General features: G+C 59.4%; 21 protein-coding genes. 5 read left to right on the top strand and 16 right to left on the bottom strand.

The genetic code is table 11. The features are described 5' to 3' along the window. Positions 1–78 precede the first annotated feature (78 nt). Positions 79–777 carry an imidazole glycerol phosphate synthase subunit HisH gene (gene hisH / locus CHU70_RS01655; protein ID WP_147719391.1) on the bottom strand — a complete coding sequence of 233 codons (699 nt, stop codon included), beginning with the start codon at positions 775–777 and terminating at the stop codon, positions 79–81. 189 nt (positions 778–966) lie between these two features. On the opposite strand from hisH, the gene CHU70_RS01650 reads away from it, so the two are divergent. Continuing rightward, a complete protein-coding gene (locus tag CHU70_RS01650; protein WP_016422948.1) occupies positions 967–1590 on the top strand; it encodes a low molecular weight phosphatase family protein in 624 nt (207 codons plus the stop codon). A 105-nt stretch (positions 1591–1695) separates the two neighbouring features. Here CHU70_RS01650 and CHU70_RS01645 read toward each other — a convergent pair whose 3' ends face one another. From CHU70_RS01645 to hisD, 4 genes are all read right to left on the bottom strand, one after another. Next, positions 1696–3117: an MFS transporter gene (locus CHU70_RS01645; RefSeq protein ID WP_016422949.1), complete on the bottom strand. Its 1422-nt coding sequence runs from the start codon at positions 3115–3117 to the stop codon at positions 1696–1698. Between the two features lie 284 nt (positions 3118–3401). Continuing rightward, complete coding sequence (gene hisB / locus CHU70_RS01635; protein WP_147719390.1) at positions 3402–4040, bottom strand: imidazoleglycerol-phosphate dehydratase HisB; 639 nt, start codon at positions 4038–4040, stop codon at positions 3402–3404. A gap of 45 nt (positions 4041–4085) precedes the next feature. Then, positions 4086–5228 carry a histidinol-phosphate transaminase gene (locus tag CHU70_RS01630; RefSeq protein ID WP_070545583.1) on the bottom strand — a complete coding sequence of 381 codons (1143 nt, stop codon included), beginning with the start codon at positions 5226–5228 and terminating at the stop codon, positions 4086–4088. Continuing rightward, positions 5228–6580 (bottom strand): histidinol dehydrogenase, encoded by a 1353-nt coding sequence (gene hisD, locus CHU70_RS01625; protein ID WP_070438960.1) that lies wholly within the window; start codon positions 6578–6580, stop codon positions 5228–5230. Before hisD ends, CHU70_RS01630 begins: the two co-directional genes overlap by 1 nt. Before the next feature lie 295 nt (positions 6581–6875). On the opposite strand from hisD, the gene CHU70_RS01620 reads away from it, so the two are divergent. Genes CHU70_RS01620 through CHU70_RS01610 form a run of 3 tightly spaced genes read left to right on the top strand, consistent with a single transcriptional unit; the run spans position 6876 to position 11075 of the window. Next, positions 6876–8582, top strand: a complete 1707-nt coding sequence (locus CHU70_RS01620) for a hypothetical protein (RefSeq protein WP_147719389.1) — start codon at positions 6876–6878, stop codon at positions 8580–8582. A gap of 40 nt (positions 8583–8622) precedes the next feature. After that, positions 8623–10449, top strand: coding sequence for a hypothetical protein (locus tag CHU70_RS01615; RefSeq protein WP_242451343.1), 1827 nt, complete (start codon positions 8623–8625; stop codon positions 10447–10449). Between the two features lie 50 nt (positions 10450–10499). Further along, positions 10500–11075 (top strand): hypothetical protein, encoded by a 576-nt coding sequence (locus CHU70_RS01610; protein WP_048734664.1) that lies wholly within the window; start codon positions 10500–10502, stop codon positions 11073–11075. Between the two features lie 34 nt (positions 11076–11109). Here the strand turns inward: CHU70_RS01610 and nadC are convergent, their stop codons facing one another. From nadC to bioB, 6 genes are all read right to left on the bottom strand, one after another. Continuing rightward, complete coding sequence (nadC, locus tag CHU70_RS01605; RefSeq protein WP_048734667.1) at positions 11110–11991, bottom strand: carboxylating nicotinate-nucleotide diphosphorylase; 882 nt, start codon at positions 11989–11991, stop codon at positions 11110–11112. A gap of 6 nt (positions 11992–11997) precedes the next feature. After that, positions 11998–13509 carry an L-aspartate oxidase gene (locus tag CHU70_RS01600; RefSeq protein WP_242451346.1) on the bottom strand — a complete coding sequence of 504 codons (1512 nt, stop codon included), beginning with the start codon at positions 13507–13509 and terminating at the stop codon, positions 11998–12000. Positions 13510–13567: 58 nt separating this feature from the next. Then, a complete protein-coding gene (gene nadA / locus CHU70_RS01595) occupies positions 13568–14644 on the bottom strand; it encodes a quinolinate synthase NadA (protein ID WP_070862940.1) in 1077 nt (358 codons plus the stop codon). Between the two features lie 291 nt (positions 14645–14935). Then, positions 14936–15514, bottom strand: coding sequence for a hypothetical protein (locus CHU70_RS01590; protein ID WP_048734676.1), 579 nt, complete (start codon positions 15512–15514; stop codon positions 14936–14938). Between the two features lie 75 nt (positions 15515–15589). Then, the gene (locus CHU70_RS01585; RefSeq protein WP_048734678.1) at positions 15590–15892 is read right to left on the bottom strand and encodes a hypothetical protein; all 303 of its coding nucleotides are present in this window, start codon (positions 15890–15892) and stop codon (positions 15590–15592) included. After that, entirely contained in the window at positions 15879–16886 is a 1008-nt protein-coding gene (gene bioB / locus CHU70_RS01580; RefSeq protein WP_016422961.1) for a biotin synthase BioB, read from the bottom strand. Before bioB ends, CHU70_RS01585 begins: the two co-directional genes overlap by 14 nt. 161 nt (positions 16887–17047) lie before the next feature. On the opposite strand from bioB, the gene CHU70_RS01575 reads away from it, so the two are divergent. Further along, positions 17048–17746 carry a TetR family transcriptional regulator gene (locus CHU70_RS01575; RefSeq protein ID WP_239271831.1) on the top strand — a complete coding sequence of 233 codons (699 nt, stop codon included), beginning with the start codon at positions 17048–17050 and terminating at the stop codon, positions 17744–17746. Between the two features lie 40 nt (positions 17747–17786). Here CHU70_RS01575 and CHU70_RS01570 read toward each other — a convergent pair whose 3' ends face one another. The 5 genes from CHU70_RS01570 to CHU70_RS01550 form a co-directional block, all read right to left on the bottom strand. Then, positions 17787–19151 carry a Na+/H+ antiporter family protein gene (locus CHU70_RS01570; protein WP_070862939.1) on the bottom strand — a complete coding sequence of 455 codons (1365 nt, stop codon included), beginning with the start codon at positions 19149–19151 and terminating at the stop codon, positions 17787–17789. A gap of 89 nt (positions 19152–19240) precedes the next feature. Continuing rightward, positions 19241–19600, bottom strand: coding sequence for a biotin/lipoyl-containing protein (locus tag CHU70_RS01565; protein ID WP_070862938.1), 360 nt, complete (start codon positions 19598–19600; stop codon positions 19241–19243). A gap of 71 nt (positions 19601–19671) precedes the next feature. Continuing rightward, entirely contained in the window at positions 19672–19977 is a 306-nt protein-coding gene (locus CHU70_RS01560; RefSeq protein WP_016422965.1) for a hypothetical protein, read from the bottom strand. After that, complete coding sequence (locus CHU70_RS01555; RefSeq protein WP_049193986.1) at positions 19977–21590, bottom strand: acyl-CoA carboxylase subunit beta; 1614 nt, start codon at positions 21588–21590, stop codon at positions 19977–19979. Before CHU70_RS01555 ends, CHU70_RS01560 begins: the two co-directional genes overlap by 1 nt. 23 nt (positions 21591–21613) lie before the next feature. Continuing rightward, a complete protein-coding gene (locus tag CHU70_RS01550; RefSeq protein ID WP_049170291.1) occupies positions 21614–23110 on the bottom strand; it encodes a methylmalonyl-CoA carboxytransferase subunit 5S in 1497 nt (498 codons plus the stop codon). Positions 23111–23307 lie beyond the last annotated feature (197 nt).

The raw sequence follows: 23307 nt of genomic DNA, 5'->3' as shown, positions 1-23307 counted from the left end.
CAGTATAGGTGGTCTAGGTGGCGAAACTCCGTCACCTACCAGGTAGTGCGGTTAGGGCAGATACTACCGATTGGGCAACTACAGCGTGTCCACCCAGTTCTGCAGCAGCTTCAACCCTGCTTCACCAGACTTCTCAGGGTGGAACTGCGTGGCCCACAGCGGACCGTTTTCCACGGCTGCGATAAACCGATCGGATTCGTGGGCAGACCACGTCACCAGCGGCGGAGCGATGCGAGAATCCGTATTAAGGTCCCACTTGCGCACACCGTAGGAGTGGACGAAGTAAAAACGCTGATCTTCCAGTCCCTTAAACATCTTTGAGCCTTCCGGTACTTCAACCGTGTTCCAGCCCATGTGCGGCAGAATCGACGCCTCGAGACGCTCGACAGTACCGGGCCATTCACCACAACCCGGGGTGCCGGTGACAGCTGCGGATGCGTCGGTCTCCGCTGCGTGGATGCCGTCGGCGTACTCGACGCCGCGATCAAAGAGCACCTGCATACCAACGCAGATTCCCATCACCGGCCGACCACCTGCGAGTCGAGAACCAATCAGGCGCGGCCCTTGCACTCGATGCAAACCCTCCATGCATGCGGCATAGGCACCGACGCCGGGAACGAGGAGACCATCGGCCTCCATCACGGTCTTCGGATCGGCGGTCACAATAACCTCGGCACCCGCGGTGGCCACAGCGCGCTCAGCTGAACGCAAATTACCGGAGCCGTAATCAAGGATGGCAACAGTTGGGGTCTTCGTCGAAGGTGAGACTTGTTCCATAGTTGGACATTTTAAGGCGCTGGGAATCGATGTTTCCCATTTACCCCAAGAAAACTGCCTGGACAGGCAAAAGCGCTGGTATACGCCCACCGAATACTTTGGTAAACTCAAGGTTAACAACAGGTTAACTAAGTTATTGATTTATCCCTAATACCCCTGATTACTTTTTCACAGAGAGGCTCCGACGCCATGACTACCGCATCCGTTCTTAGTAAATCATTTGCCATTGTCCGCGAGGACCTTCACCGGCTCTACGGTGCAGCCTGCGATGCTGCGACCATCGATTCCATCCTCGACGATGTCATTGCAGAGCTGTCCAACTCTGCGAAGGTGACTAACTTCCTCCCCGTCCTCGCCGAACGCGAGGCCACCGAACGCATCAAGGCCGCGAGCGGATGCAAGGACTTCGCCCCGCGCCAAGAGATTCTCTTTGCCGATAGTCGCGGTTCCGGCCGTAGCCAGATTGCCACTGCCCTGGCCTACCACCTGGTTGGTGACGAAGTCTTTATCCGCACTATCGGCCTCAATCCAGAGGATGGCCTGAACCCTCGCGTCGTCGCGGCTCTTCACGACCGTGGCGTGGACACCTCACGCCTCACCCAAAAGGCGATTACTCCCCGCGTTTCCCACCGCGCCGATGTTGTCGTGCTCATGGGCATCGACGAGACACCAGCAGTCCCCGGCGACCGCTACGTGGAATGGGATGTCGCAGATCCGGACAGTCTCACAGACGATGAGCTGCAGTCGCTTATCGACGATATCGAAACCCGCCTGCGGGCTCTCTTCACCGAGATGGACGTCGCCGTCGCATAAACAGGCACGGCTGACCCCACACCGGGGGTTGCATCTAATAACCAAAAGAGTGGCTGCGCAAGAACTTGCGCAGCCACTCTTTTTCAAACGTCTCTTTGTATGTAGTTACTTCTTCTTGCGGTCCCGAACCGTCAAACGCGTCACTGCATTCTTTGCCGGGCGGGCAACACGCACAGCGGCCTCCGGCGTACGACGCTTCACGGCATCCCCCAGACGACGCAGCGTAGCGCGGGTGTTCTGGTACTCCGCCACGCGGTGCTTTCCGATGATTCGGTCGAGCACCGCACCAATGAGGCCAACTGCCAGCAGAGCTGCCGCAAAGGCAAAGACAGCCGGGTACGGACGGAGTGCAGCCGCGGCTACGGCTCCCAGAACGAACGAGCCGATACCAGTGCCCGAGTCAAAGGACATGTTCCAGAAGGCACTGGCCTCAGCAGTACGGTCACGCGGCAGGCGGGCAAACATCAGCAGCAGAGCCTCATTTTGCACTATGCCGAAGCCCGCGCCGTAGAAAACGGCCGCAACCAGCAGCAGCCAGGCCGACAAATCAAAGAGAACCACGCCGGACATCATCAGCAGACCAATAAAACCACTGATCAATGCCGGAATCAGCAGAATTCCAGCCTCCGACTTCCGGTCGGCGTAGATTCCTGCGAAATAACGGAACACCATCTGCGCGCCACCGAGAACAGACAGCGACAGGCCAGCCACAACCGCACCGGAGACCAGATCGATTTCGCGAGCTGCCGGGGCAAGGAATGCGGAAATACCACCAAAGCCCATCGCAATCGTGCAAATTGCGAGCGCGGGAATGGCCACCAGCTTCCATGTGGCAACGTGCTCAACGGGGCTCGGCTGAGTTGCTGCAGATCCGGGCACAGGATCGCCGACGTCTTCCTTGCCGCCCTTGCCCTCCTTCGGCGCTGGCTTAATCTTCGGGATAAAGAGTGCCATCAACGAACCGACAAGCGAGATGACGGCGCCCAAGACATAAACAGGGGTGTAAGAACCCGTCTTGTCCGCAATGATTAGTCCTAGTGGCAAGAAAATGAGCTCAGATAAACCAACTGCCACACCGAGAACGCCAGAGGCCTTACCCAGAAATTTCATTGGCACTAGCTCGGCAATCAATGCGGACTCGGCGACAGTCAACGCACCGAAGCCCATACCGCGGAGAACCGCAATGATGAGCACCAAAGCAGCATCGGTGCCAAAGATGTGCAGAATCGTCGGCAAGCCCAGAAACAGACCTGAAATCAGCATGGTCATGCCGTAGCCAAGACGGCGACACATACGTGGAGTCTGCGTCTGTGTGAGAACGGTAGCGGCCATAAAAACACCGGTGTAGGCACCGGCGAGCGAGGTTCCACCGCCATCGTCAAGAATTGCCTGCGGAATGACAGGCATGAGGAGTGACCAGCCACCGAAGGCGGCCATCACGGCGACTAGCGTAGGTACTAGTCCGGGCGCTTTCCACATGCTGTCCAGTTCGTCCAACTGCCTGCGGTCCATCACCCGGGACGCCATTTACTCCATCACTCCTATCAACCACAAAATTGCGCCGGCGAGCGCGATCACAGATAAGAGACCAAGGACAATTGTTCCGACCCTCGATCCGGATTTATAGAGTGACCATGTTCCGCCCACCAGCAGACCAGCGACAATGAACAAAAAATAAGTGCTCAGCGTCGATGCGGTAGACACCTGCGCTAAAAGCACGTCTACAGACGTTGTTACCATCGATTCCCCTAAAATGCCAGCTAAGGCGGATTTTCCGGTTTCCTACAGTGGCCGTCTACTTCAGCTGCGACCTACAGAGTGCCCTTGGTCGACGGCACACCGTGGACGCGCGGGTCGTCCTCGACGGCAGCACGCAGGGCACGGGCCACAGCCTTGTACTCAGCCTCGGTGATGTGGTGCGGATCGCGCCCGTAGAGACAGCGAACATGCAGCGCAATACGGGCATTTAGGGCGAAGGACTCAAAGAAATGCTCGTTGATAACCGTTGCGTAGTGACCACCAATGACGGCAGTCAACATCTGCTCTGGTTCGCCAGTGCCAACGAAGTACGGGCGACCAGACACATCAACCACTGCGTGTGCCAGCGTTTCATCCATCGGGATATAGCAGTCACCAAAGCGACGAATACCAGACTTGTCCCCCAACGCCTGGGCGAAGGCCTGCCCCATCACAATGCCGGTATCCTCCACCGTGTGGTGCGCATCGACCTCGGTGTCGCCGTTGGCGTGCACAGTCAGGTCGAAGCTGCCGTGGGAGCCGAAAGCGGTCAACATGTGGTCGAAGAACGGCAGACCGGTCGAAATATCGGTCTTGCCGGTGCCATCGAGATTCACCGAGCAGACGATGCTCGATTCGCGGGTGGCGCGCTCGACACGGCCAACGCGCTCAGTGCGCTCTGCCTTCAGATGGTCCTTATCACTGGCGTGCATAAGTCAGATTTCTCCTTATAGTGGGATGTACCAGCAGCATTTCGCTTAAGCCAGCGCGGTCGCTGCCAATTTCTTGGCCGCCGCCAGCAGTGCATCATTTTCACTGGGCAGACCAATAGTGGCACGCAAACGACCGGGCACGCCAACATCGCGGATGAGTACTCCCTCGTCCAAGAAGCTCTGCCATGCCGTCGAGGCATCGGCGAAACGACCGAAGAAGACAAAGTTCGAGTACGAGTCAATCACGTCGTAGCCATAGCTGTTCAGGGCGGCTACGACGCGGTCACGCTCGTCGGCAAGCTTTGCGACGGTCGACAGCGTCGCATCCGAGTGGCGAAGTGCAACTGTGGCTGCGGCCTGTGTCAACGTCGACAGGTGGTATGGCAGACGTACGAGCATCACAGCATCAATAAATGCCGGGTTAGCAACGAAGTAGCCGAGGCGGCCTCCTGCGAAGTCGAAAGCCTTGCTCATCGTGCGGGAGACAACCAGCTTCGACGGGAACTCAACCAGCAGCGTTGTCGCCGACGGCTCCTCAGTGAACTCGGCGTAGGCCTCATCGACAATGACGATGCCCGGCGCGGCTTCAATAATGCGGCGCAAGTCAGCGAGCGTAGTCAGGTTGCCAGTCGGGTTGTTCGGCGTCGTGATGAAGATGACGTCAGGACGGTGCTCGGCAATTGCCGCGAGCGCACTATCCATGTCGATGTCGAAGGTCTCCGGGTCGCGGTCGATGCCGATAAACTCCGTCTGCGTGCCGGACGAGAGGATTGGGTGCATTGAGTAACTGGGCACAAACCCCATTGCGCTGCGCCCTGGCCCGCCGAATGCCTGCAGCAGCTGCTGGAGAATCTCGTTGGAGCCGTTGGCAGCCCATACCTGGTCAACGGTGATGTCCACGCCGGTCTGGCGGGTGACATAGTCGGCGAGTGCGCTGCGCAGTACTACTGCGTCACGGTCCGGGTAGCGGTTGAGGTCAGAGGCGACCTTCTCCACTTGCGCCACCAGGTCGGCGATGAGGTCATCGGATGGCGGGTACGGGTTTTCGTTGGTGTTCAGGCGAACATCGACGTCGAGCTGCGGAGCACCGTAGGCTTCCTCGCCGCGCAGTTCGTCGCGCAGTGGCAAATCTGCCAGCACCAACTTGGCTACCGACTGCTGTGACTGGTTCTCAGGCTGGTTGCTCATTAGTTGTCGTTCCCCTTTTCTGCGCCATTGCTCTCAGAGCCGAGAAGCGTCTCAAAGCGGGCGCGGATGGCCTCGCCGTGCGCTGGCAGTCGTTCTTCGTTGGCCAGGACTACTACGCTGTCGGCAACTTCCTTCAACGCGGCCTCGTTGTAGTCAATCATGTGGACCGACTTGAGGAAGGTGTGCGTTGACAGCCCCGAGGCGTGGCGGGCGGTACCGGAGGTCGGCAACACGTGGTTGGAGCCAGCCGAGTAATCGCCCAGCGGCACCGGCGAAAAGCGACCGATGAAGATTGCGCCAGCGTTGGTAATGCGTTCGGCAACGGCCTGTGCGTTTTCGGTGTGGATCTCCAGGTGCTCAGCGGCGTAGGCATCTGCAACCTGGATGCCGATATTCATGTCGTCGACAAGCACGATGCCAGACTGCTTGCCGGTGAGCGCCTCACGAACGCGGTCGGCGTTCATGGTGACCTCGTAGCGGTTTTCGACCTCGCGGTCGACAGCGGCGGCGAAATCGGCGTCGTCGGTAATAAGTACGCTGGCGGCCATGATGTCGTGCTCTGCCTGGGAAATCAGGTCGTAGGCGACGGAGACAGGATCAGCGGCGTTATCTGCAAGAATGGCAATTTCGGTCGGACCAGCTTCGGCGTCGATACCGACGACCGAGCGGCACAGGCGTTTAGCGGCGGTAACGAAGATGTTGCCCGGACCGGTGACCATGTCGACCGGCTCGAGGCTCTCATTTTCATCGCCGTATGCGAGCAGTGCGACGGCCTGTGCACCGCCGACGGCCCACACCTCGGTCACGCCAAGCAGCTTGCAGGCAGCCAGGATGGTCGGGTGCGGCCAGCCGTCGTTGTCGGCCTGCGGCGGAGAGGCGACGACGAGGGACTCCACACCAGCTTCCTGAGCTGGGATGACGTTCATCAATACAGACGACGGGTAGACGGCGTTGCCCCCGGGGACGTAAAGACCGACGCGCGAAATCGGAATCCACTTCTCACGGACAATGCCGCCGGGAAGAATTTCAACAGTCTTGTCATTCGGCTTCTGAGCAGCGTGGAACGCGCGCACGCGCCCAATGGACTCCTGCAGAGCAGAGCGGACGTCGTCTTCCAGCGCGGCTTCCGCGGCATCGATAACCTCCGCTGGAACGCGCATGGATGCCGGACGAATACGGTCGAACTTCTCGGAGTACTCCATCGCCGCTTCCACACCACGGGCTGCCACGTCATCGACAACGGGTTTGACCGTGGGAATCATGGAATCAACGTCTGCCGCACCGCGCGGCAACACTCGACGCAGAGTGGCGGTGGTGGGAGTCTGACCGCGAAGATCAATAGTGGACAACATAATTAATTAGTAACCGCCTATTCGCACGATGGATTCATACGTGAGCACTTCAGAGTGACAAAGAAATGACAACAAAGTATTGAAAATCTGGGTCAAGCCAAAGACTTTATCCACGGTTTTCGCTACTATTCGCCCTTAAAGGCACCCTTGAGTATGAACTAAGCATATCTTTCTCACGCCCGGTTCATACCGATTGCCCCATTTAACCCCTCATACTGTGGCGCAAGTTAGCTCCGCCACAGTGACCCATTACAGTGTTAAGGAAAGTAGTAACCAGTCGTAGAAAGGTCAGCTGTTGAACCAGGAAGGAAACAGCCCGGATTTGCCGGAGCTCGTCGCAGCCTATGCAGACGCGACCGCAGCCGACAATTCCCTGGCCACGCGCCAACTGGAATCAGTTTTCGCGCATCATTTCTACAACCCACAGCTCTTTTCTGACCCGGAAGCCCACGGCGTTACCGAACACGTCGGCGCGTTTTACCGCATAGTCCGCGAGGTCACCGAATCGCTCGGCATGATGACGGCTGCGCACGATGCCGCCCTGAACTGGATGGTATGGGCATCCGATAACGACAACGTCCCGGAGTACTGGCGCGCCCGGGCACGGCTAGCGGCGGATGAAGCCCGCCGCTACACCACCTTTATCGCCGATGGCCCCACCTCTGCTGCCGCAGAGACCGAAATCCCACTCATCGCACGCATGAGCAGGGAGATCACCTCGTACCGGGCACTCGTGCTTGCCGACGATCTGGATGCCCCAACCAGCAGTCACAGCGCGGTGACCACGGATGCGGATGGGCCGCGGCCGCAGGAATCGTCGGCAAGCGAAGAAGCGGAGGAGCCGTTTAGCCCACGCCAGTGGAAGAAGCGGGCGGCACTGACTGACGCGCTGATTCGGATTGCAAGCGCCCTGCGAAAGGTCAACCGCGAGGACTTGGCACGGGAGCTGCACGAGATGATTCGTGCACTGCCAAATGAGGATAAGTTTGAGTCGATTGCGCTGGCGAAGACTCTGACGGAGGCATCACTGCTGCACCGAGCCGGGAAAGTCGTCGACGCAGCGCGACTTTGCGCCTCACAGCTCAATGCAATCGGTAACCGCTCCGTAATCGCGGGCCTTGAGCTGAGGCAGAATTTGGCACGGTACTCGATAGAGACAGGTAATAGCGATACCGCGTTCCGAATGCTGTCAAACAACGTGGCAGTCGCGGACCAGCACAGACTGGACACTGACTATATTCTCGCGGTTCGTGAGATGGCAGACATCAACTTCGAGGTGGCACACAACAAGCCCGATGCCGGGGAGATGCTGAAGCTAACTCAGCGCGCCCAGGATGTGTCGGCAGACTACCCCAACTGTGAAGTCACCATGGAAATCGCGCTGCTGAAGGCAACGGCACTGTACGAGCTCGGAGATTTCCACCATGCCGGCCAGGAAGCGGAGTCGGTTGCAAAGTGGTCTGAGCCTACCCAGGATTCCGCGCGTACTGATTTTTCCTGTGCTATTGCGGCGGAATCGGCAGTCCAAGAGGGAAATACTGAACATGCGGCAGTGCTCTTCGACGCGCTGGCCGATATTCGTGCCGGATACTCGTCACCGATTTCACCTGCGGAAACTCTGATGAATGCCGCACTATCACTCAGTAACGTGGGCGCCACAAGTGAGTTGACCGACCACCTGATGGAACGCTCACGTGGCTACGTGGTTGGGTCCTGGGAATCGGCCAAGTGGCACGAAGCGCAGGCGCTGCTGTGCTGGTCTGTGTGGGACAACGACGGCGTGTACAAGTACTCCGACGAAGCTGCCGAGCTTTTCTTAGAAGCCCACGCCCCTGCCGACGCGGCCCGCACACTGACTATCGCGGTGCGTGCTGCTGCTAGTGATAACAATGAGGAACGCGCCCGCCGGTTCGCGATTCGCATCGGCGACCTAGTCGGCCCGGATCACCCGGTGCGCGATGAAGTTCGTGAACTAATGCGTAGCTTTTCAAACCCGGATTAACAGCGCATCCGGCTGTACAGGTCTGAAAAGCAAAGCAGTTTTGCATCTTCCCGATGCCACGGGCGAAGATAGTCCAATGGTCTGGTGGGAAGAAGAAAACTCTGAGTCTGAAATTCAAGTTGGCGATTGGGATGCCGGCATCGCTGCCGACCACGTGTCAGTGAATTCGGAAAACGCATCAGCAACGGAGAACTCGTCCGATCCCTTGGACTTTCCTCCCCTGCCCAATCCGCTAAAGGCATTGCCGGACTCCCTCCCGGAGCTGCTGGTTATTTCCCGCAAGGCCGGTGCCACGCTCGACCACGTCACCAGTTGGCGCGCTGTCACCAAGTTCGCCCACACGCACTGGTTGGCCGACGCGCCTACCAACTCCCCCGATGTCATTGGCGAATTCCACGCACTTAGGCATGCAGTTGCCGACCAACTGGAATTGGTAGAAGAAGCCGCTGCTGCACGCGCCGAGTGGCTGCGCTGGGCAACTGAGGCCAACATCCGCCCCGCGATCTTGCACGCACGCTCCTACGGAGCATTCGCCGAGGCTGAGGCCTTCATCGACGCCAACCCAGGTGATGCCATCACCGGCCGGCGCCCCGAGGACTCCGAAATCCCTGAGCTGATCAGCCTTGCTAAGGACATCGTCGCCACCACTCCACAGCCCGGCGAGGCCTATTACTACCTGGTCAGCGCGGCTGTTGCCGGCGCCGCAGCATCGCTGGCGCGCCGGGCGGAAATCGCCGGTCAGCTCTCTGAATGGTCCGCACGCTGGGCACCAAAGCGAAGCAGTTTCGACGACCGGAAGCTGTTGGAGGCGCAGCTCGCGCACAGCCGTGGTGAGCTGCGCAGGGCCGCCCGCATCGCTGCCAGCGTCGCAGCGGCTCCTCAGTCGGAACCCGTCACCACGACGATTGAAGCGCGCCAATTTCTGGCTTTTCTCTCTCTGGAAGCTGGTGAGGAAGCGGAGGCAATCCGCCAGCTACGCCCAATCGTGCAGGCTGGTCTCGATGCAGGACTCACGGTCGCGGTGCTTCGCAGCGTGCGTCTGCTCTGTGCGCTTCTCAACGCCCACGGCGATTTCGCGGAATCCGCCGAATTTGCCCGCCGCGCGCTCGCCAGCGCCGAGGGCATGCCAGTCAACCCCATCACCATGGATATCCAGCTCGTTTTGGCCCGCAGTCTCCTCGATGCCGACGAGGTTGACGAGGCACTGCGCTTTGCCGAACCAGTTGCGCACTGGTCAGCATTTACTGCCGATGAAGAACGCACCGACGCGGCGTTTTCTATTGTCTCCACAGCCGCGGGGCTCGGCAATAATCCCCGCCAGGCGGCAAAGCTGCTCATCGAACACGGCGAGCACCTTGAACGCAACGGCGATACCAAGGGCGCTGCCAAGGCCTACCGTCAGGCTGCGCGTTCCATCATTCATGTCATTGACCTGGTCATTTCCGAAGAGGGCTCCGAATTCACCGGCGAGATTGTCTCTGAGGACGCTTCCGCCGCCATTGACCACACGCTCAACGAGGCTGAGGACCTTCTGCTGCGTTCTCAGAAGCTCATCTCCGACGACTGGTCACTCGCCGACTGGCACGACGATGCCGCCTACGTCTTCTACTCCGCTGGCCGCGACACGTTGGCTATCAACCATGTGGAAGCCGCCGCGAAGGGCTACCTGCAGTCCGGCGATGGCGAGGAAGCCGCCCGCGCGCTGCTGGCGGGGGTTCGCTACCGTCTCGACGCGGGTGATTCCGACGGAGCCGCCGCCTATGCTCGGCGCGTCGAAGAGCTTCTGCCCCGCGACGTGTGGGAAGGCCATCCTGTTCTCGATGCCCTTGACGTCATCATCATTCAGTCGCTTGACGACGAATACTAGCGCCCCGCCCACTTCGGTACTGGCGGTGACACAAAGTAGAGTGTTAGGTCATGACTACTTCTGGTGATTCCGCGACTTCTAGCCCGCAGCAGCTTTTCGACGCCGCCACGGCATTGGCTGAGGAAAACAACCTCTGGGAAGCAGCCCTAACTCTGATGCAGGGGTTCGAGGAACTCGGCGACAAGGCTGATGCCCCGCAGACCGACAGTCTGGGGCGCCCCATCCGTGGCTCTGCACCAAAGCTGATGGACAAGGCCGCGGATTGGTTGGATCTGCTGGATAACCTGGAAAAAGACGGCTTCGAGCCGACCGCGGACACCCCACCGCGCCACTTGCGCTGGGCGATGTGGCACACCTTGAACGGCCAGGCAGAGATTCGTCGAGGACATCAGGGGCGCGCCATTGATCACCTGGAGTTAGCGGCGGGACTTTTCCAGTCCGACAAGCTCAATATCCAGGCCGTGCCTCTGCTTGCACAAATTGCACAGTGCCACCTGCATTTGGGCGATGTCGGTGCTGCAGAGAAGGCGCTTTACCGCGCACAGGAAACCTGTGATGAGCAATCACGGGAGCGCTGGGGGTCGGCACTAAGCGAGATTGGGGCAGAGATCGCCCGTCGCCTGTAGGCGAAGCTACGAGGCGAAACCGGGGCTGATTCAGCTACTGCTCGTCGAAGTCGAGTCCGACATCGAACACCTTGGCCGAGTGGGTCAGCGCGCCCACAGCCAGGTAATCGACACCACAGGACGCGTACTCACGAGCCACATCGATGGTCAGTCCACCAGAGGACTCCAGCTGGGTGGCCGGAGAAATCTGCGAGCGGCGCTGCACCGCGATCTGGGTCTCCCAGACCTCGAAGTTGTCCAGCATGACGATGTCCGGCTTCATCGGCAGGATTTCATCGAGCTGTGCGAGGGTATCGACTTCCACCTCGCACGGCAGCTCCGGATACTGAGCCCGCACCCTCTTCAACGCACCGGACACGGAACCGACGGCCACCACGTGGTTGTCCTTAATCAGTGCCTCATCGCCCAATGCATAGCGGTGGTTAATTCCACCACCGCAGGTCACCGCATACTTTTCCAGGTTGCGCAGACCCGGCAGTGTCTTTCGGGAATCGCGCACCCGCGCACCGGTGCCAACGATTGCGTCAGCCCACTGGCGCGTCGCAGTAGCTACACCACTGGCGTGCGTGAGGATATTCAGCATTGTCCGCTCAGCAGTCAGCAACCCCCGAGTCGGCGCAGAAATCGTTGCCAGCACTGTGCCAGGACGCACCAGGGTGCCATCTTCAACGTGCTTTTCGACGGTGAACTCACCCGAGATGACCTCCTGCAGCGTCCACTCCACCGCATCGATAGCCGCGATAACGCCCTCTTGCCGGGCCACCAGCCGGGCGCGTGCCTGCGCAGCTGCCGAGACTGTCGACAGCGAGGTCACATCCGGCCCGAAGCTCATATCTTCCTGCAGTGCCGTCCGAATGAGTCCGCGGGTGATGTTTTCGTTCAGCACCCCGCGCAGAGTGTCCTTCTCAAGAGTCATGGCTAGCTAATCCCTGTCCTTTTCAAACCAAGTGTGGCACCCCAAAGTATATGGTCGTGCCAATGCCGCTTCGACAACTTTCCTTGCGGCTACGACCTGAACCGATTGCGGGAGCCGATCGATAACCGCCAAAGCCTGCCGCAAACTCTGCTCATTGCGCGTTACACCAGCACCTTCCTGCATCGCCGTCTGCAACCGGAAAAGCTGGCGCGGTTCCAGTTCCGGCCGTGGCTGCGGCAGGCCTTCAACCGCCGCTGCGAATTCCTCGTCCCCGACCGGCACAGCGTGTGTTTCAGCGACTTTTTCGGCCACCCGCTTGCCGACGACCAGTCCTTCCAGCAACGAATTGGAAGCCAACCTGTTGGCACCGTGCAGCCCCGTCGCGGAGCATTCACCGGCTGCAAAGAGACCCGGCACGCAAGTTGCACCGAATGGGTCGACGGCAATGCCACCACAGGTGTAGTGGACCGCCGGGGCCACGGGAATGAGGTCCTTGGTCGGATCAATCTCCGCTGCGGTCAGGCCCGCTGTAATCGTCGGAAAGCGGACGGCGAAGTTGTCGATGTGACGTGCGTCGAGGAAGACATGGTCCTCGCCGAGCTGGCGCATGCGAGTCGCGATGGCGCGCGAGACGATATCGCGCGGAGCCAGGTCCCCGCGAGGGTCAACGCCGGCGGTCACACTGTTTCCCCGGGAATCGACGAGGATGGCTCCTTCACCACGGACAGCCTCGCTGATGAGATGGCGTCGGCCGGTGCCGTCTGATGCCGAGCGCTCGTCATAGAGCACTGTCGGGTGGAACTGGATAAACTCCATGTCACGAATCTCCGCGCCAGCGTCGGAGGCCATGCCGATAGCCTCACCGCGGGCGCCCGAGGGCGCCGTGGTCGCGCGATAAATATGCCCCACGCCACCGGTAGCCAGCAGAGTTGCACCTGCGCGAATAGCGCCGCCACCGCGGGGATCCGCTACCAGCGCCCCCAGCACGCGGCCGTCTTTGCCAACGATGAGCTGGCGCGCTGTAGCGTTCTGCAGTACTCGCACGCCGGTAACTGAGGCTTCTAGGGCGCGCTCAATTTCAGCACCAGTGGCGTCACCACCGGCATGAATGATGCGCCGCGCGTGGTGTCCGCCCTCTTTGGTGCGGGAATATACGGCCGGGTTATCCGGCGCCGGGTCAAATGTGCCGCCTAGCCCAATCAGCCACTCGGTCGCCGCAGCGCCGGCACGGATGATAGAAGCCACGGCCCCTTCATCGCAGTGGCCGGCACCGGCATCGAGAGTATCCGCGATGTGGGAATCAGTGGTGTCATCGAACCCATTGGCCACATGGCCGCTGGGGTCGTCGTCAAGCCCGACGACCGCGAGCCCGCCCTGTGCGAGATTCGTGGCGGCATCGGCGAAACGCAGCTGTTTGCGGGCACCGACCCGCCACTCGACGCTGTCGATAACCAGCACGTCGAGGCCGAGCTCAAGGGCCCTACGCGCAGCACTGAGCCCTGCGACTCCCCCGCCGATGACGAGGAAGTCACACGTCAGTGTCCAACTGTCGAATGATGGGCGCAGACCAAACGTGTTACTCGCCTCCGCCTGGGTTACCGATGGCGATCATGCGCTCGACAGAAGCGCGTGCCTTGTCGGCGACATCCGGCTCGACATCGACTTTATCAGTGCCCTCAACGAGGCAGCGCAGCAGAGCCGCCGGAGTGATGAGCTTCATGTACGAGCAGGAAGCGCGGTCGTTGACCGGCTCAAAGTCGACATCCGGCGCGGCCTTGCGCAGCTGGTGGAGCATGCCCACCTCAGTGGCCACGAGCACCTTGCCGTTGGGCTTGTTCTCCTTCAGCTTCTGCGCCTCGGTCAGCATCTCGCCGGTGGAGAGCATCTGCACGCGCTCGGGCTCGATGGTGCCTTCACCTGCGAGGTAAATCGCAGAGTTCGCGCAACCGCACTCCGGGTGAATGAACAGCTGCGAATCGGCGTTCTCTTCCGCGCGGTGCGCGAGTTCCTCACCGTTGATGTTGGCGTGGACGTGGCACTCACCAGCCCATACCTTGATCTTGTCGCGGCCGGTCTCACGGCGGACGTGTGCGCCGAGGAACTGATCCGGGTTGAACAGGATCTCCTGGTCTTCCGGGATGGACTTGACCACGTCGACGGCGTTGGAGGAAGTACAGCAGATGTCGGTCAGAGCCTTTACGTCTGCCGTGGTGTTGACGTAGCTGACTACCAGTGCGCCGGGATTCTCTGCCTTCCACTCGGCCAGTTCATCTGCGGTGATGGAGTCCGCCAGGGAGCAGCCGGCGCGCTCGTCCGGAATAAGGACGGTCTTCTCTGGGCTCAGAATTTTGGCGGTTTCCGCCATGAAGTGGACACCACAGAAGACGATGACGTCGGCATCGGTTTCCGCAGCGATGCGGGAAAGTCCGAGGGAGTCGCCTGTGTAATCGGCAATATCCTGAATCTCCGGCAGCTGGTAGTTGTGCGCAAGAATTACGGCATTGCGTTCGCGGGCGAGGCGCTTAATCTCCTGGGCCCAGCGCTCATCTGCAATTACGCCACCGTAGCGGCCATCTTTATCGACTACCGATTCGTACAGATCCGATTCAAGGCGCGGCAGGCTGGAAGCATTGGCCGCAAGGCTGGTATTCACGGAAAACTACGTCCTTACTTCAATGGGCTGTGGCTACGACCGGAGAAAACGCCGTCACCGTTACCGGCAACGGTCTCCGGAGGCATTCGCAGCGGACTCAAACGGGCAAGTGCAAGAGACCTAAGCTCGCCACACAATATCGAAAAAGCCCCTAATCGGGGCGAATACTGACATCGAGGACGAACCTATTTCCCAAAATTGTAAGGCTTGTATAAGCCTATTTCCCAATAACTACCCCTGTTCAGTAGGAATTAGTGCTTTACGACGGCTCCCGCGCAGAACCTCACCGTCTCACTTAGTGACCGAATCTGCGTCCGCAGCATTGTCTGCAGCGCTCTCGTTGCCTTCCGTGAAGTCCGTTTGGAACAGCACCCGGGACCACAGTGCGAGCATGGCAACCAGTGGCGCGACCAGCAGTGCTACATAGGTTTTGAAGTCTGGAATCACCGAGAACTTATCGCCCGGCTGCATTCCCGCCAGATCCGGCTGGAGCAATGCCGCAACCGACTGACCGACGAGGTACGTCACTGCTGCGCTCATCAACGCGGAGAAACCTGCCCATCCAATTGCCGTGAGCATCTGCACAGGAGTCGTGATGGCACGGTTTCGGAAGGTAGTAATTCCCAGCACCAGGCCGCTGATGGCAGTGACAGCAACAAACCAGAGCAGCCCGATAAAACCAGCGTCAACGGTTTCCTGAATAATCGCCAGTTGGTTATCTGGGAGCATTTGCACCTGCTGCTTGGGGCGCAGGAATGCCCAGGCCACTCCGGCTATCGTTCCCGTTACAACGGAGAAGAGAACAATACCCGAGGCCATTGCCACGCTCTGCTTTTCAACGTGCGGGACTCGGGTATTTTTCATGGTCATAGTTGACTAACTTACCTCACGGCGCACATCCAGTACTAGCGTGCCCGAATGGCGCACTAGCACAACCAGCGCCTTTTATCGCTGCTCCAACATAACGGAGTCCACTTCGCCGTGGCGCGAGCACTTTGCAGTCCAGCCGTCCGGACGCACCTGCACCACCATCCGGCGCCCACAGAGCTGGCAGAATCGAGGCGCCTCCAGTCCAGCTTTTGCACCATAGGAGCGTTCGCGCACTTCACCAGCTTCGAGGTCGGCGCCGGTAAAAGGATCGAACTTGGGATCGTCTCCCAGCACCATGGCCTGGAGCAGCTCCGTGGAGTCGACTTTCTTACCCCGCGTCGCACGCGGGCTAGATGTCCGAGGCTTAGACAGTTGCATTGAGGGCCTTAATTGGAAGTCGTACCTTGCCAAGCATGTCCAGATCCTGCTCCGCCGGACGGCCCAGCGTGGTCAGGTAATTACCGACAATGACAGCGTTGATACCGCCGAGCAGCCCCTTTTCTGCGCCCAGGTCGCCCAGGGTGAGCTCACGACCACCAGCAAAACGCAGGATGGTCTTCGGCAGAGCCAAGCGGAAGGCACCGATGGCACGCAGTGCGTCCTTGGCTGGCATCGGCTCGCGACCGGCGAACGGAGTGCCCGGACGCGGGTCGAGGAAGTTCATCGGCACCTCGGTCGGGTTGAGCTCCGCCAGGTCCTGAGCGAACTCGGCACGCTGCTCAAGGGTCTCTCCCATACCCAGGATGCCGCCACAGCAGACCTCCATACCGGCTTCGCCGACCATACGCAGGGTGTCATGACGTTCTTCCCAAGTGTGGGTGGTCACGACCTGCGGGAAGTAGCTCTTGGCGGTCTCGAGGTTGTGGTTGTAGCGGTGAATACCAGCCTTGGCCAGGCGATCCACCTGCTCCTGCGTCAGAATGCCCATAGAGGCGGCCACATTAATGTCCACCTCTGCCTGAATGGCGGCGACGGCCTGTTCCATCTGGCTGAGCAGTCGCTCGTCCGGCCCCTTTACTGCAGCAACGATGCAGAACTCAGTCGCACCCGACTTTGCGGTCTGCTTAGCGGCGTCCACCAGCGCCGGGATATCCAGCCATGCCGAACGCACCGGGGACTCGAACAGACCCGACTGCGAACAGAAGTGGCAGTCCTCTGGGCAGCCGCCAGTCTTCAGCGAGATAATGCCTTCAACCTCGACCTCTTCGCCGCACCACTTCAAGCGCACCTCGTGAGCCAGCGCCAGCAGATCCTCGATGCTGTCGTCATCGAGATTGAGAACTGCCAGGGTCTCCTCATAGTTCAGCCCCTCACCGCGGCCGAGCACCTTTTCTCGGGCGAGTTCCAAAATGTCCTGCTGCTGTTGAGTCATGGGGGTGACGCTCCTTGAGGCTGGGGATAAAACTTGAACACCGTTTCAGAAGTTGTTCAGTTATCAAACTTAATACCGCAGCTACAGAATGTCGAACAGGGTTCAATTCCCGTCGTGTCGCGGATTTACGCTCCGCATCTCAGCCTTAAGGCATCTTCCAGATGATTCTTCTTTCGTCTACGGTAGGCAGTGTGCAATTGACCAAGGACATCATTGTCGACGCAGCTCTTACCATTCTCAACGAGTACGGACTCGGCGATCTCACGATCCGCCGCCTGACTCGCCACTTGGGTACCGCCGCTGGCGCAATGTACTGGCACTACCCTTCCAAGCAGGCACTGCTGGGTGCCGTCGCTGACCGCATCTTGGCTCCCTGCACAGAGTTTTCCGCCACCGGCGATTGGCGTGCCGACATCGAAGCCGTCGCCGAGCTGCTCTACTCCTGCCTCACCGCTCATCGGGATGGCGCCGAGGTCGTCTCGGCCGCACTCGCTACGGGCACCGCCACGATTCGCCCCGAACAACTGCTTGCCGACGCCCTGGAGAATGCACCCGAAACCTCCATTAACACCCCCTCAGCGGCTGATACCGCGTCTGTCCTCGTGTACTTCATTCTCGGTGCGACAGTCGACCAGCAGACAGCCATCGCGCTTGACCTGAACGGCGCCAAGGGCGTTTCCAACAAGGGCGACACCAGTGGCGAGAACGCCGATGATAAGGATCTTGAGGTCGAGACTTCCTCTGAAGATACTGCTGCACAGGCAAAAGAGCTCGGCCGCCAGCGCATTGCACTGGGAACCGAGCTCTTTATCGCCGGAATTGCGGGGGTTGCGGGGACTAAGGGAATCGCAGGTCATTAAGCCCCGCTGGAGCAATCACACTCACGGTCAAGCCGCGGCGCTAGAGCACCAGAGCTGCTACCCAACCAGCTGCCAGCAGCGGCAGGTTGAAGTGCAGGAAGGTCGGAATAACCGAATCGCGAATGTGGTCGTGCTGCCCGTCGGCATTGAGACCCATCGTCGGGCCGAGCGTCGAGTCCGATGCCGGCGAACCAGCATCGCCCAGAGCACCTGCAGTACCAATGATGGCGACGGTAGCCATCGGCGAGAAGCCCAGCGATACACACAACGGCACATAGATGATGGCGATAATCGGCAGCGTCGAGAAGGACGAACCAATACCCATCGTGACCACCAGACCAACGACCAGCATGGCGAATGCAGCGGCAGGCTTGTTGCCCGCAAACAGCTCTGCAGTAGCGGTCACCAGTGGCTCGACCTGGCCGGACTCCGACATCACCGAGGCGAAGCCCTGTGCGGAAATCATGATGAAACCAATCAGGGCCATCATCTTCATACCGGCGGTGAACACGTCGTCCGCCTCACGCCAGCGCACGGCACCGGTGAGCATGAAGATTGCCAGACCAGTGAGTGCACCAATCAGCAATGGATCGGCATCGGTCTCCATAGAATTCATCACAATCTGGACGACGAAGGTCACCACAATTGCAACGAGAGCAACGATAACTCGGTACTTCGACACCGGTTCGTCAGACTGGGTTTCTGCGTGTGAGGACTGGGCAATCGGCCGATCTTCGTAATGCCGTGGCTTCCGGTAGGAGAAAAATACGGCAATGGCCAGACCGGCCAACATACCGAGAGCCGGAATGCCCATGGTCATCATGATGTTGATATTGGAAACATCAAGACCAGCGTTTTCGATGTTGCCCAGCAGAATGTCGTTCAGGAAGATAGAACCGAATCCGACCGGAACCCACATGTAGGTGGTGACCAAACCGAAGGTCATCACACTGGTAATCATTCGGCGGTCGATGTTGAGGCGGTTAAATACCGGCAACAGCGGCGGAATAATCAGCGGGATAAACGCAATGTGAACTGGGATGAGGTTCTGCGACATGATCGCCATGGCCAAAATGCCGGCGACCATACCCCACTTGGTCCATGCCTCTGCCTTAGATTTAGCGCCTTCATCCTCCGTGCCGATCTTGGCAATCAGCCAATCGGCCAGCAGTTTGGGCAGCCCGGAGGATGCCACTGCCATGGCAAAGGCACCCAGCATGGCATAGCTCAGGGCAATCTTCGCACCACCAGAGAGGCCTTCCTGGAAGGCAACCATTGTGGCATCGAGCCCCATACCGGCGGAAAGACCACCGACCAAGGCGCCAATAAACAGCGCTAGCACAACGTGTACCCGGCAGACCGCCAGGATTAGCATCACCAAAACGGCGAGAAGAACGGCATTCATAAGGAAAATATTAAGGCAACCTTAAGTATTTCCAGCAACCGGGGTTAGAAAGATTTCACCCCAAAATCTCTACACCCCGGCTAATGCGGCTAATCAATCGAGACGAGTCCCTGGCCACCCTGCACTGCGTCGCCGACTTCAACTTGAATAGAGCCGACGGTGCCTGCAGCCGGGGCCGTAATCTCGGTTTCCATCTTCATTGCCTCGAGAATGAGCAGCACCTCCCCAGCCTCAATCTTCTGGCCTTCCTCGACCAAAATCTTGCTGACCGAACCTGCCAGTGGCGCCACCACCGAATTGGCGGAGACACCCGAGACACTAGCGGTGGCCGGCTCAACGGAAGCGCTCGACGATCCACCCAACACGATGGGCGAAAGACGCTTGGGCTCCTCAACTACTTCAACGTCGACATCGTAGGCAATGCCGCCGACAGTCACTTTCAATTTCATGGCTCAACAATCCTCACGTAGCAAAAGTCAATGAGTCAGACTCAATTAAGTCGGGTATCGAAAATTTCCAACTAACGCAGGTTGCGCTGCTGCTGGATCTGGCGTCCCTGCGCAGCCCACGTCTTATGGCGGTTGTATCGAATTGCCTTCACCTTGCCGCGATTGCCCAGGTACGCAGACACTGCTGCCGAAATGGCGATGACAGTATCCTCGGGGATATCTGCGTCCACGCGTTTGCGCAGTTCAGCCAACTCGCTCTCTGCCTGATTCAGTCGTGCCGTGGCCTTCTGCAAGCTTGTCGAGGTCGCATCCAACCGGTCGGTCAGTTCAGCGACGAGCGCTCGCAGCTCCTTAATCTCACCGATGCCGTCAGACATTACTGTGGCCCCAATCCGTGCTTCTTGGCCGGGCGAACCTCCCGCTTGTTACGCAGAACCGACAGTGCGTCAGCCACACGCAGGCGGGTTTCCGCCGGGTCAATCACGTCGTCGACCAGTCCGCGCGAGGCGGCGACATACGGCGTCGAGAAGCGTGTCTTGTATTCGGCGATACGCTCGTCGCGCACGCGCGCCTGCTCTTCCTCGTCGCCCGCGGCGGCAATTTCCTTTCGGAAGACCACGTTGACCGCACCCTCTGCGCCCATCACCGCAATTTCCGCGGTCGGCCATGCGAATACGTAGTCCGCGCCGAGGTCCTTCGAGCACATCGCCAGGTACGCACCGCCGTAGGCCTTACGCATGACGACGGTCACCTTAGGCACAGACGCTGCGGAGTATGCGTAGAGCATCTTTGCGCCGTGGCGGATGATGCCGCCATGCTCCTGGGTGACGCCCGGCATGAAGCCAGGAACGTCAACCAGGGTGACCAGCGGGATGTTAAAGGCATTGCAGAAGCGGATGAACTTTGCGCCCTTGTCCGAGGAATTGATGTCCAGCACACCGGACATCACGTTCGGTTGGTTGGCGACAAAGCCCACGGTACGGCCCAAAACTCGACCAAAGCCGACAACCAGGTTGGTGGCAAAACCCGCCTGGCACTCGAGGAAATCGCCATTGTCGGCGATACGGATGATGACCTCGCGGACGTCGTAGCCCTTCTTGCCATCGACGGGGACGATGTCGCGGAGCTCTGGATCCGGCTCGGCGTCGAATACCGGATCCACGATTGGCGGCTCTTCCGTGTTGTTCTGTGGCAGGAAGCTTAAGAGCTTCTGCGCAATCAGGATGGCCTGCTCGTCATCGTCGGCAACGAAGTCAATATTGCCGGCCTTGGCCATGTGCGCATCAGCGCCACCGAGCTGCTCGGAGGTGACTTCCTCGCCGGTCACAGACTTAATAACGCCCGGGCCGGTGATGAACATCTGTGCCTTGCGAGTCTGAATGATGAAGTCGGTCAGCGCTGGCGAGTAGGCAGCGCCACCAGCACATGGGCCTGCAATGATGGAAATCTGCGGCACCAGACCGGATAGCCACACGTTGTTGTAGAAGACCTGGCCATAGCCCGACAGAGAGTCAATTCCCTCTTGAATGCGAGCGCCACCGGAGTCGTTGATGAAAACGAACGGAGTGCCGTTGTCGGCAGCAGCGCGCATGGTGGCCGCAACCTTGCGGGACTGCGTTTCACCAGCGGAGCCACCCATGACCGTGAAATCCTGGGAGGCCACATGCACTGCCCGGCCGAGAACCGCAGCAGTGCCGGTGACCACACCGTCGGCAGGCGCGTCGGCAGTATCCATGCCGAAGTCGGTGGTGCGGTGAGTCATGAACATGCCGGTTTCACGGAAAGTGCCCTCGTCGACGAAGTTGTCGATACGCTCGCGGGCAGTCATCTTCCCACGTTCGTGCTGCTTGGCCTGGCGGGCTTCACCGCCACCGGCCTCAACACGGCGACGCTGAGCATCCAAATAATCCAGGCGCTCCGCCATCGAGGCGTCGACGCCCGGCGCGACGGCATCCGCCGAATTCGGCTGGTTTGCTGAACTTTGCGACATTGCTATCTCTTCTCCCGATGTTCCTAGGCGGGTTCCACCTGGACGGTCTGCGAGCGACCGCCAACGGTGACCTTGTAGCGAATTGGCTCGCGAATGGCATTGGCAGCACCAGAGGCCTGCTCCGCCTCGCGCTTGAGCTGTTCGGCAGTCTTACCGACGTTCTTCGGCCCTTCGCCGCGCGTGGTGAAGAATCCCGGTGCGACGGATGGGAACAGTGCGTTGGTCAGGACGTCCTCGGCGGTGCCGTTGTAACCGTCGAGCTCCTTGGCCTGCTTGACCAGGTCGTCCCACTCGGGCTCGAGGAGATCAGCCGGACGAACAGTGATTTCTTCCTTCTTGGTCTGTTCCGCTGCCTGCTTAATCAGCTCTGGGTTGCGCTCACCCGGGCACTGCCCGTAGTAGCCGAGCATGAGGTCAGCGAACTCAGCCGTCATAACCTTGTAGCGTCCCATCAGCACGTTAAACACAGCTTGCGTGCCGACGATCTGCGAGCTCGGAGTCACCAGCGGCGGGTAACCGGCGTCCTTGCGGACAATCGGTACTTCACGCATGACCTCTTCGACGCGGTCGCCCGCGCCCTGGGCCTTGAGCTGGTTTTCCATGTTCGACAACATGCCGCCAGGAATCTGCGACATGAAAATATCGGTATTGACCAGGGTTTTCGACTCGAACTCTGCGTACTTCGGACGCACCTTGCGGAAGTGGTCACGAATGGTGATCAGGTTATCCATGTTCAGGTCGGTGGTGTAGTCGGTTCCCTCCAACATTTCCACCAGCGACTCGGTCGGGTTGTGCCCCGGGCCCAGCGACATCGACGAAATTGCCGTGTCCACGACATCCGCCCCAGCTTCGATGGCCTTCATCAAAGTCACCATCGTGACACCGGTGGTCGAGTGACAGTGGACGTTAATCTGGGTGTCCTCGCCGTAAGTTTCCTTGATGCCGCGGATGATGTCGTAAGCCGGCTGAGGTTTCAGCAGCGCTGCCATGTCCTTCAACGCAATGGAGTCCGCCCCCATATCCAGTAGACGACCAGCGAGCTTCACGTACCCGTCGACGTCGTGAAGCGGAGACGTCGTGTAGCAGATCGTGCCCTGCGCATGCTTGTCGACGTTCTTAACTGCGCGCATGGCGTGCTCGAGATTGCGTGGGTCGTTAAGCGCGTCGAAAACACGGAATACGTCCATACCGTTTTCAGCAGACTTTTCGACGAACTTGTCAACCACCATGTCCTCGTAGTGGCGGTAACCGAGGAGATTTTGACCGCGCAACAGCATCTGCAGGCGACTGTTCGGCATCAGCTTGCGGAATGTCCGCAGGCGCTCCCAGGGATCTTCATTAAGGAAGCGGATGCAGGCGTCAAAGGTTGCGCCGCCCCAGCACTCCACACTCCAAAAACCGGCCTTGTCCATTTCTTCACAGACATCGACCATGTCTTCCATAGCCATTCGCGTTGCCATGAGGCTCTGATGAGCGTCTCGGAACGCTACTTCCGTTACACCAATGGTTCGTGGACTCATAATTCCAAAAGTAAAGGCCTTTGGGGATCTTCGCGCGTTGGTGACCGCGAATATTGGGGATTCGGCCCCCACCAAGGTGCGTTTAGAGTGTCAAATTGCCCACTTGCAGGGTTAAATACTTATTTTCGCGCGAAGTTTATGCTCTTAACCGTTCGACTCGAATTTTTCCTTGGGGGTCGTTTTTGCGAAGTGCGCTC

It is taken from the genome of Corynebacterium sp. LK10, assembly GCF_008042455.1.
Lineage (GTDB): Bacteria > Actinomycetota > Actinomycetes > Mycobacteriales > Mycobacteriaceae > Corynebacterium > Corynebacterium jeikeium_D.
The sequence above is the reverse complement of the archived record's forward strand: the minus strand, read 5'-3'. Positions and strand labels throughout refer to the sequence as shown.

Coding starts and splice junctions, on each gene's coding strand:
- CHU70_RS01650 (WP_016422948.1), top strand. CDS start 967: ATGACTACCGCATCCGTTCTTAGTAAATCATTTGCCATTGTCCGCGAG.
- bioB (WP_016422961.1), bottom strand. CDS start 16,886: ATGACTCAACAGCAGCAGGACATTTTGGAACTCGCCCGAGAAAAGGTG.
- CHU70_RS01570 (WP_070862939.1), bottom strand. CDS start 19,151: ATGAATGCCGTTCTTCTCGCCGTTTTGGTGATGCTAATCCTGGCGGTC.
- CHU70_RS01630 (WP_070545583.1), bottom strand. CDS start 5,228: ATGAGCAACCAGCCTGAGAACCAGTCACAGCAGTCGGTAGCCAAGTTG.
- hisD (WP_070438960.1), bottom strand. CDS start 6,580: ATGTTGTCCACTATTGATCTTCGCGGTCAGACTCCCACCACCGCCACT.
- CHU70_RS01590 (WP_048734676.1), bottom strand. CDS start 15,514: ATGACCATGAAAAATACCCGAGTCCCGCACGTTGAAAAGCAGAGCGTG.
- CHU70_RS01585 (WP_048734678.1), bottom strand. CDS start 15,892: ATGCAACTGTCTAAGCCTCGGACATCTAGCCCGCGTGCGACGCGGGGT.
- CHU70_RS01575 (WP_239271831.1), top strand. CDS start 17,048: ATGATTCTTCTTTCGTCTACGGTAGGCAGTGTGCAATTGACCAAGGAC.
- CHU70_RS01565 (WP_070862938.1), bottom strand. CDS start 19,600: ATGAAATTGAAAGTGACTGTCGGCGGCATTGCCTACGATGTCGACGTT.
- CHU70_RS01555 (WP_049193986.1), bottom strand. CDS start 21,590: ATGTCGCAAAGTTCAGCAAACCAGCCGAATTCGGCGGATGCCGTCGCG.
- CHU70_RS01645 (WP_016422949.1), bottom strand. CDS start 3,117: ATGGCGTCCCGGGTGATGGACCGCAGGCAGTTGGACGAACTGGACAGC.
- hisB (WP_147719390.1), bottom strand. CDS start 4,040: ATGCACGCCAGTGATAAGGACCATCTGAAGGCAGAGCGCACTGAGCGC.
- nadC (WP_048734667.1), bottom strand. CDS start 11,991: ATGACTCTTGAGAAGGACACTCTGCGCGGGGTGCTGAACGAAAACATC.
- CHU70_RS01610 (WP_048734664.1), top strand. CDS start 10,500: ATGACTACTTCTGGTGATTCCGCGACTTCTAGCCCGCAGCAGCTTTTC.
- CHU70_RS01550 (WP_049170291.1), bottom strand. CDS start 23,110: ATGAGTCCACGAACCATTGGTGTAACGGAAGTAGCGTTCCGAGACGCT.
- CHU70_RS01560 (WP_016422965.1), bottom strand. CDS start 19,977: ATGTCTGACGGCATCGGTGAGATTAAGGAGCTGCGAGCGCTCGTCGCT.
- hisH (WP_147719391.1), bottom strand. CDS start 777: ATGGAACAAGTCTCACCTTCGACGAAGACCCCAACTGTTGCCATCCTT.